The 13690-nt window shown below is 71.2% G+C and carries 13 protein-coding genes and 1 pseudogene; 2 read left to right on the top strand and 12 right to left on the bottom strand.

Annotated elements, in window-relative coordinates; translation table 11 throughout:
- Positions 1–59 precede the first annotated feature (59 nt).
- The 8 genes from GFH49_RS24265 to GFH49_RS24230 form a co-directional block, all read right to left on the bottom strand.
- Positions 60–473: a DUF3151 domain-containing protein gene (locus tag GFH49_RS24265; RefSeq protein ID WP_155058199.1), complete on the bottom strand. Its 414-nt coding sequence runs from the start codon at positions 471–473 to the stop codon at positions 60–62.
- A 131-nt stretch (positions 474–604) separates the two neighbouring features.
- Positions 605–2071: an MFS transporter gene (locus GFH49_RS24260; RefSeq protein WP_155058198.1), complete on the bottom strand. Its 1467-nt coding sequence runs from the start codon at positions 2069–2071 to the stop codon at positions 605–607.
- Between the two features lie 75 nt (positions 2072–2146).
- A complete protein-coding gene (gene fbaA / locus GFH49_RS24255; protein WP_155058197.1) occupies positions 2147–3178 on the bottom strand; it encodes a class II fructose-bisphosphate aldolase in 1032 nt (343 codons plus the stop codon).
- Between the two features lie 127 nt (positions 3179–3305).
- The gene (gene pyrE / locus GFH49_RS24250; RefSeq protein WP_155058196.1) at positions 3306–3857 is read right to left on the bottom strand and encodes an orotate phosphoribosyltransferase; all 552 of its coding nucleotides are present in this window, start codon (positions 3855–3857) and stop codon (positions 3306–3308) included.
- Positions 3858–3867: 10 nt separating this feature from the next.
- Complete coding sequence (locus GFH49_RS24245) at positions 3868–4668, bottom strand: aldose epimerase family protein (RefSeq protein WP_155058195.1); 801 nt, start codon at positions 4666–4668, stop codon at positions 3868–3870.
- A gap of 169 nt (positions 4669–4837) precedes the next feature.
- On the bottom strand, positions 4838–5641 hold the full coding sequence (locus tag GFH49_RS24240; protein ID WP_155058194.1) for an SRPBCC family protein: 804 nt from the start codon (positions 5639–5641) through the stop codon (positions 4838–4840).
- A 392-nt stretch (positions 5642–6033) separates the two neighbouring features.
- Positions 6034–7671, bottom strand: coding sequence for a polyamine aminopropyltransferase (locus GFH49_RS24235; RefSeq protein ID WP_155058193.1), 1638 nt, complete (start codon positions 7669–7671; stop codon positions 6034–6036).
- A 58-nt stretch (positions 7672–7729) separates the two neighbouring features.
- Positions 7730–8320, bottom strand: coding sequence for a DUF2617 family protein (locus tag GFH49_RS24230; protein WP_155058192.1), 591 nt, complete (start codon positions 8318–8320; stop codon positions 7730–7732).
- 776 nt (positions 8321–9096) lie between these two features.
- On the opposite strand from GFH49_RS24230, the gene GFH49_RS24225 reads away from it, so the two are divergent.
- Positions 9097–10287 (top strand): pyridoxal phosphate-dependent aminotransferase, encoded by a 1191-nt coding sequence (locus GFH49_RS24225; protein ID WP_155058191.1) that lies wholly within the window; start codon positions 9097–9099, stop codon positions 10285–10287.
- Positions 10288–10507: 220 nt separating this feature from the next.
- Here GFH49_RS24225 and GFH49_RS24220 read toward each other — a convergent pair whose 3' ends face one another.
- The 3 genes from GFH49_RS24220 to GFH49_RS24210 all read right to left on the bottom strand — a co-directional run bounded on the left by GFH49_RS24220 (position 10508) and on the right by GFH49_RS24210 (position 12292).
- Positions 10508–11254 carry a UPF0158 family protein gene (locus GFH49_RS24220; protein WP_230396463.1) on the bottom strand — a complete coding sequence of 249 codons (747 nt, stop codon included), beginning with the start codon at positions 11252–11254 and terminating at the stop codon, positions 10508–10510.
- Complete coding sequence (locus tag GFH49_RS24215) at positions 11179–11664, bottom strand: hypothetical protein (RefSeq protein ID WP_230396462.1); 486 nt, start codon at positions 11662–11664, stop codon at positions 11179–11181. The genes GFH49_RS24220 and GFH49_RS24215 overlap by 76 nt, the downstream gene beginning before the upstream one ends.
- A gap of 73 nt (positions 11665–11737) precedes the next feature.
- Positions 11738–12292, bottom strand: a complete 555-nt coding sequence (locus GFH49_RS24210) for a Uma2 family endonuclease (protein WP_155058190.1) — start codon at positions 12290–12292, stop codon at positions 11738–11740.
- Positions 12293–12465: 173 nt separating this feature from the next.
- On the opposite strand from GFH49_RS24210, the pseudogene GFH49_RS24205 reads away from it, so the two are divergent.
- Positions 12466–12904 (top strand): annotated as a pseudogene (locus GFH49_RS24205) (aminotransferase class I/II-fold pyridoxal phosphate-dependent enzyme); the annotation flags it as partial.
- Between the two features lie 203 nt (positions 12905–13107).
- Here the strand turns inward: GFH49_RS24205 and GFH49_RS24200 are convergent.
- Complete coding sequence (locus GFH49_RS24200) at positions 13108–13635, bottom strand: YbjN domain-containing protein (protein ID WP_155058189.1); 528 nt, start codon at positions 13633–13635, stop codon at positions 13108–13110.
- Positions 13636–13690: the final 55 nt, after the last annotated feature.

Genomic DNA, 13690 nt, shown 5'->3' with positions numbered 1-13690 from the left:
TTCCCGGGGAAGTGCAAGGCCCGACCGGATCACAGCCGGACCCGCACTCGACGTGCCGCCTAGCCCAGCGTCTGGGCCGCCGTCGGCGAGGAGTCCTTCAGGAACTGGCTGCAGCGCTCGTACTCCTCCTCCTCGCCGATCGCCTGCGCGGCGCGGGCGAGGGCGTGCAGGGCGCGCAGGAAGCCGCGGTTCGGTTCGTGCTCCCAAGGCACCGGGCCGTGCCCCTTCCAGCCGCTTCGGCGCAGGGAGTCCAGGCCGCGGTGGTAGCCCGTACGGGCATAGGCGTACGACTCCACGACGCTGCCCCGCTCGAACGCCTCGTCGGCGAGCTGGGCCCAGGCCAGGGAGGAGGTGGGGTACTTCGCGGCGACGTCCGCGGGCGCGGTGCCGTTCGCGAGCAGCTCGCGCGGCTCCGGGTCGTCGGGGAGGTGCGTCGGGGGCGGGCCCCCGAGGAGGTTTTCGTGAATCGTCATGGTTCCAGTCTGGTACATGACGCTCCGCTGGGTGCGGCGCCGGGTTGTCTGTCGTCTGCGGCTCCGTCGTGGCTGGTCGCGGACACGTGGCGGAGCCGCATATCGGCACAGCCCCACGCCCCCTTGGGGCGCTACGAGATCCGCTTCTTCACCCGCTCCCCCTCCAGCGGCGGCGCCGTGATCGAGCCGTGCGTACGGCATTCCGGGCGGCGGCAGTCCGGTGGCAGGCGGCGTACGGTCGTGAAGGCGAGGACCGAGCCCGCCACCAGCACGGCCGCGCAGATGATCATCGCGCGGCCGAAGGCGTCGTCGAAAGCGCTCGGCGAGCGGTAGGCGTCCTCCTCCATCCCGGCGAGCAGCGGCAGTGCCGCCACCGCGATGAGGCCGGCCGCGCGGGCCGCCGCGTTGTTGATGCCGCTGGCCAGGCCTGCCCGGGAGGCGTCCACGGAGCCGAGGACGGTGGCCGTCAGGGGCGCGACCAGGGTGACCAGGCCGAGGCCGAAGACGAGCACGCCGGGCAGGACGTCGGCGGCGTAAGGGGCGTCCGGGCCGACGCGCAGCATCAGCAGCAGGCCGGCGGCGCACACCAGGGGGCCGGCGGTGAGCGGGACGCGGGGGCCGATGCGCTCGCCCAGTTCGCCGGAGCGGGCGGAGAGCAGCAGCATCAGGACGGTCGTGGGCAGCAGGGCCGTACCGGCGGCGAGGGCCGAGTAGCCGGCGACGACCTGGAGCTGGAGGACGGTCAGGAAGAAGAAGCCGCCGAGGGCCGCGTACACGCACAGGGTGACCAGGTTGACCGCGGTGAACTGGCGGGACGCGAAGATCCCGAGCGGCATCATCGGGTCGGGCCGTCGTTTCTCGACGTACACGAAGACGATCCCCGCGACGACGCCGGCGATCGCGGTGACGGCGACGGCCGGGGAGCCCGAGCGGGCCTCGATCAGCGCGTACGTCACCAGCGCGAGGGCCAGCGCGCCGAGGGCCGCGCCGAGGACGTCGAAGCGGCCGTGTGTGCGGCCGTCCCCCGACTCGGGGACGTGCCGCAGGGCGGCGGGGACGCACAGCAGTGCCAGCGGGACGTTGAGCAGGAAGACCCAGCGCCAGCCGGGGCCGTCCACCAGCCAGCCGCCGAGGAAGGGGCCGACGGCCGCGCCGATGCCGCCGAAGCCGGACCACAGGCCCACCGCCCGGCCCCGGTCGTCGGGGTGGAAGGAGGCCTGGATGAGGGCGAGGGAGCCGGGTGTCAGGAGCGCGCCGCCGATGCCCTGGAGGGCCCTGGCGGCGATGAGGACGCCTGCGTCGGGGGCGAGCCCGCACAGCAGCGAGGCCACGGCGAACCAGATGACGCCGATGACGAAGATCCTGCGGCGGCCGTACCGGTCGCCGAGGGAGCCGCCGAGGAGGATCAGTCCGGCGAGCGTGAGCATGTACGCGTTGACCGTCCACTGCAGGGCGGACAGGTTCGTGTCGAGGTCGTCGCCGATCCGGGGGAGGGCGACGTTGACGACGGTCGAGTCCAGCAGGGCCATGCTGGAGCCGAGGACGGTGGTGAGCAGGATCCACCTGCCCTGCGGGGAGGCGATCCGGACGTCGGGCATGCCCCAGATATACAGCGAGCCCGGCGCCGTAGACAGGCGCCGGGCTCAGCAGGGGGTACGGCTGAGGGGGTACGGCTACTTGATCTTCGTGCCGGCGGAGCGCAGGTTGCCGCAGGCCTCGACGACGCGCTTGGCCATGCTCGCCTCGGCCAGCTTGCCCCAGGTGCGCGGGTCGTAGGTCTTCTTGGAGCCGACCTCGCCGTCGACCTTGAGGACGCCGTCGTAGTTCTTGAACATGTGGTCGGCGACGGGACGCGTGAAGGCGTACTGCGTGTCCGTGTCGATGTTCATCTTGACGACGCCGTTCTCCAGCGCGGTCGCGATCTCCTGCTCGGTGGAGCCGGAGCCGCCGTGGAAGACGAAGTCGAAGGGCTGGGAGCCGGCCGGCTGACCGTACTTCGCGGCCACGCCGTCGTTCAGCTCCTTCAGCAGCTCGGGGCGGAGCACGACGTTGCCCGGCTTGTACACGCCGTGGACGTTGCCGAAGGAGGCGGCGAGCAGGTAGCGGCCCTTGTCGCCGAGGCCGAGCGCCTCGGCCGTACGCAGGGCGTCCTCGACGGTGGTGTAGAGGGAGTCGTTGATCTCGTGCGAGACGCCGTCCTCCTCACCGCCGGTCGGGGTGATCTCCACCTCAAGGATGATCTTCGCGGCGCGGGCGCGCTCCAGGAGTTCCTGGGCGATGGAGAGGTTGTCGGCGAGGGTCTCCGCGGAGCCGTCCCACATGTGGGACTGGAACAGCGGGTTCTGCCCGGCCTTGACGCGCTCCTCGGACACCGCGAGCAGCGGACGGACGTACCCGTCGAGCTTGTCCTTCGGGCAGTGGTCGGTGTGCAGGGCGACGGTGATGTCGTACTTCTTGGCGACGATGTGCGCGAACTCGGCCAGGGCCACCGCACCGGTCACCATGTCCTTGCTGTGCTGGCCGCCCAGGAACTCGGCGCCACCCGTGGAGATCTGGATGATGCCGTCGCTCTCCGCCTCCGCGAAACCGCGCAGGGCCGCGTGCAGGGTCTGGGAGGAGGTCACGTTGATGGCCGGGTAGGCGAACTTGCCTGCCTTCGCCCGGTCGAGCATCTCGTTGTAGACCTCGGGGGTTGCGATGGGCATCTGTCCGCTCCTTGACTGTGCGGGTTGCGTTCTGCCGGTTTACGGCCCTGACCTAGGGGGTCGACGTCGTCGTCGCGGCCATCTTTCCAGACAGCACCGGATGATCGGGACGCCGCGTCGGTCCCCGTCAGTCCAGTCCCAGCTCGTCCTTCGAGTACGCATAGCGGTACGGCACCCCCGCGCCCTCCTGGATCTTCTCGGCGGCGCCGGTCGCCCGGTCGACGATGGTGGCGACGGCGACGACCTCGGCACCGGCCTCCCGCACCGCCTCGACGGCCGTGAGCGGGGAGCCGCCGGTGGTGGAGGTGTCCTCGACGACGAGCACACGGCGGCCGGCGATGTCCGGGCCCTCGACCCGCCGCTGCAGGCCGTGCGCCTTGGCGGCCTTGCGTACGACGAAGGCGTCCAGCTTCCGGCCGTGCGCGGCGGCGGCGTGCAGCATGGCCGCGGCGACCGGGTCGGCGCCCATGGTCAGCCCGCCGACCGCGTCGAAGTCCAGATCGCCGGTCAGGTCCAGCAGCACCTGCCCGACCAGCGGTGCGGCCTCGCCGTCGAGGGTGATCCGGCGCAGGTCGACGTAGTAGTCGGCCTCGATACCGGAGGAGAGGGTCACCTTGCCGTGCACCACGGCCTTGTCCTTGATCTGCTGCAGCAGCGCGCCGCGTACGTCCGTCGTCATGTCTGTCAGCTTAGACAGCTCGCAGACTGCGCCAGGTCCAGGTGGTCGCGGCCTCCAGCGGCTCCAGGGGCGTGACGAGCCGGGGCAGGCTGTTCAGCCCGTCCGGCGGCCCGGTCTGCGGCTCGACACACACGGCGGCGTCCTGCTCGTCGTACACGACGACCCACTCCTCGCTGCTCCTGACCGTCAGCTCCAGCAGCTGCGGCCAGGTGAGGGTGACGTCGACGCCGTCCGGCATGCCGAAGCAGTCGTCCCAGGGGCCGGGCTTCGGCTCGATCCGATTGCCGGTCGGCAGATGATCGTCGCCGCGCTCTTCCTGCCACGCGGGTGCCAGGCCGATGACAACGTCCGCGCTCTCGCCGAGCGTCCGGTTGAACCACGGATGCCAGCCGATCTGCGCAGGGAAGGACGACTCGTACGTCTCCACGGACATGGTGAGCGTGAGGGCGTCCTCGGCGAGGGCGACGACCTGGGTGATCCGGCCGGGGTAGGGCCAGGGGTCGACGAGGTCGTACGTGATGACGGCCTCGTTCGCCGTCCTGCGGGCGGTGCGCCAGGCGCCGTCGCGGGCGGTGCCGTGGATGGCGTGCGGCGGGGAGTTGAGCGGCATCTGGTGGACCGTGGCCCCGTCCCGGAACCGTCCGTCCCGGATCCGCCCGCACCAGGGCACCATCGGAAAGCATCCGAAGCGGTTGCCCTGCCGGAGCAGTTCGACCCCGCCGATCCGCAGACCGGCCACTCGCCCACCGTTACCCGGCGCGACGATCACCTCCGCGTCACCCGCGGTCAGTGTGATGTCTTCGTTACTCACGGCACGACCCTACTGGGGAGATCAAGAGGGCTCACTTCTCGGCGCCGGTCCGGGTATTTCAGCCCGTCCGGCGTTTGAGGACGAGGCCGTTCAGGCCGAAGCGGGGTCCGGGGGCGCAGCCCCCAGGGACGGGACGGGCAGGGGCGGCGGGGGCGTGAACAACCCGGGCTCAGCGCCGCTTGCGCAGCACCCTGCCGACCACGATCGCCGACCCCAGCACCAGCGCCGCAGCCGGAGCCGCCCAGCGAAGCGCCGAGTGAGGGGCAACCGTCTGCGGCGCCGGAACGGGTGCGTAGCGCCCCCGCGGCGGCGCATGGTCGACCTCCTCCGCGCTGCGGCCGATCATCGTCCGCCGTGCGTGGGCAGCCTCGGCGGGGGCCGGTGCATCGGCATCGGCGTCGGCATGCGCATCGAGCGTCGGTGCGGGCACCTCCGCATCGAATACGGAGGGCTCCTCCGGCATCTCGGCGACGGCATCCTCGGGCTCCTCCGTCCCGCCTCCCGCCGCCGCCTCCCCCGCTTCCGCCGGCGCTGCCTCCCCCGTCGCCTCCTCCGCCACAGCCCCCAGATTCTCCGCGAAACGGTTCAGCAGCCGCGTCACCGCCGAGGCAACGGCGTCCTCCGCCAGCTCCGCGACCCGCCCGTCCGCCGTGGCCGTCCCGTCGAAGGTGAGCGTCGTGCCGTCGTCCGTGTCGCGGAGGCGAAGCGTGAGGGCGAGCTTGACGGAGCCGCTGCCGCGGGCCTCGGTCGCGTCGCACTCGATGCCGTACGAGCCGTCGTCCTGCCCGGAGAGCCGGGCGGAGCCGCGGTAGGTGATGGTGTGGCCGCCGACGCGTACCTTCAGCCTGCCGGTGACGGGCTCGGCACCGGCGTCCTGCTGGAGTCCGGGAACCGCCCGGGCGATCCGTGCGGGGTCGGCCAACGCCTCCCTCAGCCGCTCGGCCGGAACCGGAACGAACACCTCATGCTCCATGTTGGCCGAGCCTACCCGCGGCGGCCGGTCGTACGCCCTCGTTGGCCGCAAGTCGCCGCGCCTTTGTGCGGACGTCGACCGGCGGACGTAAGGCCGCCGCCCCGACCCCCTGAGCGCCGCCCCACTCCCGCATCGCCGCCCCGACCCCGCATGGCCGCCCCACTCCCGCATCGCCGCCCCGACCCCGCATGGCCGCCCCCGCTTACTCAATACCGCCCGCTCCCCCCAAGCCACTCCAACCCCTCAATACCGCCCCCGCCGCTCCCCCCAAGCCACCCCACCCCCTCACCCGCATCCCCCCAAGCCACCCCACCCCCTCACCCGCGTCCCCCCAAGCCACCCCACCCCCTCACCCGCGTCCCCCCAAGCCACCCCACCACCGCCCCACCCCCTCAATACCGCGGATGCACCAGCGTCGAAGCCTCCAAGTCCCTCACCCGCATCCCCTCAAGCACCTCCGCCCCCCTCGTCAAATCCCGTTGAGTCAACGTCCGGAGAGCCGGCAGCGGCGCCAGTCTCAGTGGTGGTCTTCCCTCGCGCGCCGCCAGGACGAAGCCCCAGTCGTGGGGGACGTCTCTCGTGCGGCCGGTCGAGCGGTCGGGGCCGGCGGGGTGGCCCGCTTCGCGGCCGGCGAGGCGGTAGGGGGAGGTGTGCAGGGACGCGGAGCACACGGTCGTGTCGACCGTCCAGAACGCCTCCGGGCGCGAGGACACGGGCCCGGCGTGCACCGCCAGACGGCCTGCCGGATCCAGCACGCGCCGCGCCAGGCCGTAGAACTCCTGCGAGTACAGCTTGGTGCTCGCTGTGATCCCGGGGTCCGGCAGGTCGGAGATGACCACGTCGTACGCCGACCTGGGCGCCGACCGCAGCCAGGCGAAGGCGTCCGCCGTGCTCACATGGACGCGGGGGTCGTCGTAGGCATGGCCGTTGAGTGCGGAGAGGGCGGGGTCCCGGCGGGCCAGGCGGGCCACTTCCGGGTCGCGTTCGACGATGTCGACACGGTGGACGCCGGGGTGGCGCAGGACTTCGCGTGCGGCCAGCCCGTCGCCGCCGCCGAGGATCACCACGCGCGCGTGCGGGCCGTTCATCGCGGGGTGGACCAGCGCCTCGTGGTAGCGGCGCTCGTCGTGGCCGCCGACGCGGAGCCGGCCGTCGAGGTAGAGGTTGAGGGGGCGGCCGTCGGTGCCGCCGGTGAGGACGATCTCCTGGACGTCGGTCTGTACGGCCACCCGTACGTCCCTGCCGTACACGGCCTGCCGGGCCGCCCGTTCGAAGTCGTCGACGTGGACGGCGGCGGTCGCGAGGATGCCGAGGACGGTGAGGTTGGCCAGCACCAGCAACCACCTGCCACGCGCGGTGAGATCGCTGCGGAACAGGCCCAGCACCAGCGCGCCGCCGACCACCGCGTTGACCGCGCCCGTGATCAGCGCGCCGGTCAACTGGCCCAGTTGCGGCAGGAGTACGAAGGGGAAGGCGAGGCCGCCGACGAGCGCGCCGACGTAGTCCGCCGCGAACAGGTCGGCGACGGCGCCGCCCGCGTCCTGGCGCCGGATGCGCTGGATCAGCTCCATCAGCAGCGGGACTTCGGCGCCGATCAGCAGGCCGATGGCGAGGGAGAAGGTGACGAGCAGGACCCGGGGGCCGTGTCCCCACAGGCCACACCAGTCGCCGTTCCAGGCGAAGACGGCGTACAGGGCCATCGCGCTGCAGCCGCCGACCAGCGCGAGCGTCGCCTCGATCGCGCCGAAGCCGGCCGCGGCGAGGCTGCACAACCGTTTCGCGGCGAGTGAGCCGATGCCCATCGCGAAGACCATCACGGACAGCACGACGGACGCCTGGGTGACCGAGTCGCCGATCAAGTACGAGGCGAGGGCGACGAGTTCGAGTTCGTACACGAGTCCGCAGGCGGCGCAGACGAACACGCCCGCGAGGACCAGGAACCGGCCGACGCCGGGCCGGACGGGCAGCCGCCCGGGGCCGCCCCAGGGCGGCGGTGTGCCGGGTGGGGCGGGCGCGTGCGGTTCGATCACGTTGCGACGTTACGTCACACCGCGGGCACGCTTCGTCACCCACACGTGTGGACTCTGTTTACGGTCGGCGGTTACCGGTTTGGGCCGCGAACTCCCCCGCACCCGGGCGGGAGGACACCGGCACCGGACTCGGCCGGGCGGTCGGCACCCGCACCCCGACCCGGGTCCGCGTCGCCACCAACTGCCCGTCCTGCGGGTACGCGTGCCAGGTCCGCCAGTGCACCTGCCCCTCGTGCCGCTGGGCCAGCAGCGCGGTGAAGGCGTGCGGGCTGCCGGGGAAGACTCCGGCGAGGCCGTGCGGGTGGTCGGAGACGAGGGCCAGCAACTCCTGGGCGCGGCCCGCGAAGGAGCCCGGGGAGAGCATCTCGACGCGTGCCGCGAACTCGTACTCCCAGTCGCCCACCCGCTTGGCGACGCCGAGCGGCAGCGGTGTGCTGCTGCCCGGAATGCACGCCACCGTCTCCGAGCAGACGCCCTGCCCCTCCTCCAGGAGCACCTGGTGGGATGCGCCGAGCAGTCTCAACTGGAGCTTTGTCCCGGCCAGTTCGAGGTCGAGGGTGGCCAGTGCGGGCAGCGGCTCACGCCCCAGGGCCCAGGCGAGGTCGGCCGCGCGCGTGTCGGTGTACGAGGTGTTCAGGGTCGTGAGCATGGGTCGGCTCCGCTAGCACGCAAAGAAAAAGGGAGGGGCGGGTCCGGCAGTTCCGGTCCACGCCGGGGGATCAGCCCGGTCAGCCCGGTCGGGAACAGGTGTCCGCGGGACGTCCGAGGGGCCGCTTTGGTGATTTAGAGGGAATCATGAAATGAGGCGTATCCACAGCGTTTTTACCCAACTTCGTAGGGTTTCCATCCCTCAGTGGGCTCTACAGCTCAACTGTTCAACTACGGCGTACGCCCCAGCGCGTGTGGCGTGCGCCGGAGCGTTGCGCTCCGCTGGACGCGCGGTTCGTTTCCTCCGGGCCGGTGAGGGCACCGGTCCAGCCGAGAACGGGGCCCGCGCGGAAAGCGCGGGCCCCGTGGTCCGGATGCGGATCCCCCTTCCGGAGCTCAGCTGCCCCGTGTCAGCTGCCTCCACCGCATCCGCCGCCGCAGGACGAGCCACCCCCACAGGAGGAGCCGCTCCCGCAGGACGTGCCGGTGTCTCCCCCGCCGGACCACCAGCTGCCGCCGGATCCGGCACTGCTGCCGCGGCTGTGGGACCGCACCCGCCGCCTCGTGGAACTGTTCCGCCTGACGATCGCGCCGACGAAGAAGACGACCAGAACAACCAGAACAGCCAGGATGATGCCGATGACCATGGCGTCACCCTCCTTCCGTTTCCCCCGAAGCGACCCCCCGTGGGCGCCTCGCTGTCTTGCGTGACCTGGGGATGCCCGGCCCGCCCGGCCGTCAAAGCAGAGTTGAGGAAGTCCAGAGCTTGGGCGCAGGATGACCGGCATGACCTCCAGCGCACGCCCGCTCCTCAACCGCCGACTCGCCGAGTTCGGGACGACGATCTTCGCCGAGATGTCCGCGCTCGCCCTGCAGACCGGGTCGATCAACCTCGGTCAGGGCTTCCCCGACACCGACGGGCCCGACGAAGTCAGGGAGGCCGCGGTGCGCGCCCTGCGCGACGGCCACGGCAACCAGTACCCGCCGGGTCCCGGCATCCCCGAGCTGCGTGGCGCCGTCGCGGCACATCAGCGGCGGCGGTACGGGCTGTCGTACGACCCGGACCGTGAAGTCCTGGTGACGGCGGGCGCGACCGAGGCGATCGCCGCCTCCCTCCTGGCCCTGCTCGAACCCGGCGACGAAGTGATCGCCTTCGAGCCGTACTACGACTCCTACGCGGCCTGTATCGCCATGGCGGGCGGCACGCGCGTGCCGGTGACACTGCGCCCGGACGACGATGGCTTCCGCCTCAACCTCGACGAGCTGCGCGACGCGGTGACCGACCGCACCCGCCTCCTGCTGATCAACAGCCCGCACAACCCGACCGGCACCGTCCTCACCCGCGAGGAGCTGACCGCGATCGCCGAGCTGGCGGTCGAGCGGGATCTGCTGGTGGTCACGGACGAGGTGTACGAGCACCTGGTCTTCGACGACGCCGAGCACCTGCCCCTGGCCACGTTCCCGGGGATGCGCGAACGGACGGTCACCATCGGCTCGGCCGGGAAGTCGTTCTCCTTCACGGGCTGGAAGGTCGGCTGGGTTACCGGCGCCCCCGATCTCGTCGCCGCCGTCCGCTCGGCCAAGCAGTTCCTGACGTATGTCGCCTCCGGGCCCTTCCAATACGCCGTGGCCGAGGCCCTGCGCCTGCCCGACTCCTACTTCGCGGACTTCCGCGCGGACATGCTGGCCAAACGGGACCTGCTCGCGGGCGGCCTGGAGCAGGCGGGCTTCAAGGTCTTCCGCCCGGCCGGCACGTACTTCATCACCACCGATATCCGGCCCCTTGGTGAGAGCGACGGTTTCACCTTCTGCCGTGCGCTGCCGGAGCGCTGCGGGGTGGTCGCGATCCCCAACGCGGTCTTTTATGACCACCGCGAGCAGGGCGCACCCTTTGTCCGCTTCGCGTTCTGCAAGCGGACGGGCGTGCTGGAGGAGGCGGCCTCCCGACTCAAGACGCTGGCCGCCTGACAGCCACAGACGTACCCAGATGTGCCGGCCACACGGCCTGGTTGCTCCGAGCCGCCGCGCACCCGCACTCGATTGCCGCCTGGTCGACCCGGACACCGGTGATCGGCAGTCATCTCACGCAGCCCGCCTGTCGGCGGACACGCTTCCATCAGCGATCAACCGGCGCCGCTGGGCCCGGTGACAGCGCCCCCGGACCATGCAGGACAGGGGCAGCAAAGAGTCATGCGGGCCCCGAAGAATACGAACCCGAGCCGGGCTCCACGAAGAAGGTGATGTGCGGGAAGTAGCCCTCCTCGGCCAGCCAGGCGCGGGCCCGGCCGCGCTGTCGCTCATCGCGGAACCGGTGGTACCGGCTCCAGGAGCGCCCGTCACCGGCGAGGACGGCCTTGAAGCGCCGGAAGGCGCCCCGCCCACCGATGGCGATCCGCAGCCTGTCGGCAAGGGCGGCGTCCTCGACCTCTTCGATGAACAGCTCCATGTCCCGGTAACCGGCCCGGGACCCCAGAGCCGGCACGTACAGCCATCCCTCGGGATCGTCGTCCTCCTCGGCCCCGGGCCCAGGCCCCAGCTCATCGGTGAACGCAGGCCAGCACCCACCTGTGGACAGATCGATCCGGCCACCGGACTCGGCCGGGTCGCCCTCCAGCAGCATGGCGAGCATCTCCAGATCGGCAGCGAGCGGGCGCAGGAGGGGGATCGCCGCGTCTCCCGTGGCCGCGCGCAACCGGTCCGCCAGCTCCTCATCACCCCGGAAGCCTCGCTCCTGGAGGGCGCCGAGAAACAAGGCCGCCGTCTCCGCAGCCCCCGGCAGGCCCTGCGCCGCGGCCCCGGCCACACCGTCGCCGGCCAGCTGCAGCACCTCACGCACGGGTCCACGACGCAACGCCGCAATCAACGCCAGTCCGTTCTGCGCGTAGAGCGCGCCACGCAGGGCTCGCAGTCCGTCCTCGCCCCATCCCTCAGCCACGACCCCGACGGTAACGCGCCACCGAGGGCGTACGACGCCGGCCCGGCGGTCAGCTCCTCTCGCCGGGCATCGGCACGCTCCCGCGCCGCCGGGTCCGTTGCCGCCCCCGCGACGCCCAGCAGCTCCGCGAGCTCCGGCGGCATGTGCGCGAGCAGCTCGGGACCGGCATCGGAGAGGTCGATGTCGAGGAACACCGGATCGGCCATCCCACGGTCACGCTCGATCACGCCCAGGTCGTCCAGCAGGTCGAGCACCGCGCGCAGGTCCCGGTCGGCGTGCTCGAACCACATCCGGTGTTGAAGGTCCAACCCGGCGTCGAGCTGGAAGGAGGTCCGATAGGCCAGGTGTACGGTGTCACGCAGCCGCGGCCAGGGCATCGGGTACGGCAGGCTGTAGAGCGTGTTCAGCACGTCGTCCAGGATGTGCCCACGTCCGGCGACGGCGGTGCCGACGGCACGGGCCTGGCCAGCGGGGAGTGCCTCGTCAGCGGGCGTCTGCCTCGGGCTCCGGGCGCGGGAGTTCGTCGAGGTCGAGGGTGAAGGTGCGGCCGTCGGCCAGGGGGATGGGGAGCTTGCCCGTGCCGTACCGGTGGGTGTGTGCGGCGATGTAACCGGTGGCGGTCGGCTGGGTGTGGAGGACGACCTCCTGGGCGTACGGGTCCACGACCAGGTAGATCGGGATTCCGTAGCGGCCATACTTCGCGGTGCAGTCGTCGTAGTCCTTGCGTGCGGAGGAGGTCGAGACGACCTCGGAGATCAGCAGGACGTCCTCGAAGCCGTAGCGCTTGCCCTCCCGGCGGGCGTCCTCGCGCAGGATCGCCAGATCGGGCGCGGAGTTCTCATCGGCGGGGAAGTCGATGTAGACGTCGGAGGTGACCTTCGCGTGACGGCCGAGGGCAAGAGCGGAGTCGATCTGCATCGACCTGATGGTGCTGGAGTGCTCTTCGCTCTGCGGGGTCATGATCACCTTTCCGTCGGCCCCGAACAGGACCGTGTACCCCTTGGGGAACTCGGTGTGCACGATCGCGTCGACGCTCATGGACGGCTCCTTCCCGTGTGTGGTCAGGATACGACGGACAGTGCCGCGTCACCGAGCCCGTCGGTACGGCCGGCAGACCGGTCCGGACAGGTTGTGCGGCCCGCTCACCGCCGATGCCGGAGATCCACAGCGGGGCCTGTCGCACGACGTAGGAATAGGTAGGCCAGCGAGGTGTCGGCCCGGTGACCTCGACGCCGGAGCTGGTCACGGCGGTGCGGTCGGCGAAGCAGTTCCTGACGTACGTCATTAGGAGGTCCGTTCCAGTACGCGGTCGCCGAGGCCCTGTCACTGCCCGACAGCTACTTCGCCGCCTTCCGCGAGGACATGCTGGCCAAGCGGGATCTGCTGGCGGCCGGTCTGACGGAGGCGGGCTTCAAGGTGTTCAAGCCGGGCGGCACGTACTTCATCACGACCGACATCCGCCCGCTGGGCGAGACGGACGGATTCGCCTTCTGCCGGGCCCTGCCGGAGCGGGCGGGTGTCGTCGCCATCCCCAATGCGGTCTTCTACGACCACAGGGACGCGGGCGCCCCCTTCGTGCGGTTCGCGTTCTGCAAGCAGACGGCCGTGCTGGAGGAGGCGGTGAAGCGGCTGAAGGCGCTGGCGGGCTGAGGGGCACGCCGGGCGGGACCGTGGATCAGCGGGATCAGCGGGATCAGCGGGATCAGCGGGATCAGCGGGATCAGCGGGATCAGCGGGATCAGCGGGATCAGCGGGATCAGCGTGGTTTCCACAGGCTGTGGACGACAAGAGCCCGGCCCGGCACGTGGCCGCACTGGCCCGTGCCCTGGCCGGGCTCCGCTGAGGACCAGGACCTACTCGTCGTCCTTGGGCTTCTCCGCGTCGTTGATCTCCTGCTCAAGGCCGAGCTGCTCCACGAGCCACTTGTCGAACTCGATCGCGGCCCGCACCCAGCTGACCGTGGACGAGACGAAGTGCTCCAGGCTCACGCCCGTGCCGATCAGCATCTGGGCCTCGCCGATCAGGCGGACGGTGCCGTCGTCGTGCGTGTGGCTGTAGACCTTGGGCCACAGCGTGCGCCGGTTCCAGTCGTCGATGGACTCCAGCAGCTGCGGCTTCTCGTCGATCCCGTGGGGCCGGTCGTAGAACGTCCGCACCGAGAAGACCTGCTGGTCACCCTCGCCGCGGAACATGAAGTACGTACGGAACTGCTCCCACGGCGCGACGAGGTCACCCTCCTCGTCCACGAGGTGCTTCAGCTCCATCTGGTCGAGGAGCTGCTTAACGAGGTCCTGATCCGGGACGACGGGGCCCGCCGGTCCTTGGGGCTTCGGCTCGGGCTGGCCCCCGAAGTTCGGAATCGAGGACGGGTCGATGGTCACCGTGAATTTCCCTTCGTACGGATTCCGCCATCCTCTCCCATGCGGGGCGGGGGGT

Source organism: Streptomyces blattellae (assembly GCF_009709555.1).
GTDB lineage: Bacteria > Actinomycetota > Actinomycetes > Streptomycetales > Streptomycetaceae > Streptomyces > Streptomyces blattellae.
Note: the sequence above shows the minus strand (reverse complement) of the source record. Positions and strands in the feature narration are given on the sequence as shown.

What these genes read in the sequence shown, in the direction of transcription:
- GFH49_RS24265 (WP_155058199.1), bottom strand. Translation starts at nt 473, where the DNA reads ATGACGATTCACGAAAACCTCCTCGGGGGCCCGCCCCCGACGCACCTC.
- GFH49_RS24260 (WP_155058198.1), bottom strand. Translation starts at nt 2,071, where the DNA reads ATGCCCGACGTCCGGATCGCCTCCCCGCAGGGCAGGTGGATCCTGCTC.
- fbaA (WP_155058197.1), bottom strand. Translation starts at nt 3,178, where the DNA reads ATGCCCATCGCAACCCCCGAGGTCTACAACGAGATGCTCGACCGGGCG.
- pyrE (WP_155058196.1), bottom strand. Translation starts at nt 3,857, where the DNA reads ATGACGACGGACGTACGCGGCGCGCTGCTGCAGCAGATCAAGGACAAG.
- GFH49_RS24240 (WP_155058194.1), bottom strand. Translation starts at nt 5,641, where the DNA reads ATGGAGCATGAGGTGTTCGTTCCGGTTCCGGCCGAGCGGCTGAGGGAG.
- GFH49_RS24230 (WP_155058192.1), bottom strand. Translation starts at nt 8,320, where the DNA reads ATGCTCACGACCCTGAACACCTCGTACACCGACACGCGCGCGGCCGAC.
- GFH49_RS24225 (WP_155058191.1), top strand. Translation starts at nt 9,097, where the DNA reads ATGACCGGCATGACCTCCAGCGCACGCCCGCTCCTCAACCGCCGACTC.
- GFH49_RS24210 (WP_155058190.1), bottom strand. Translation starts at nt 12,292, where the DNA reads ATGAGCGTCGACGCGATCGTGCACACCGAGTTCCCCAAGGGGTACACG.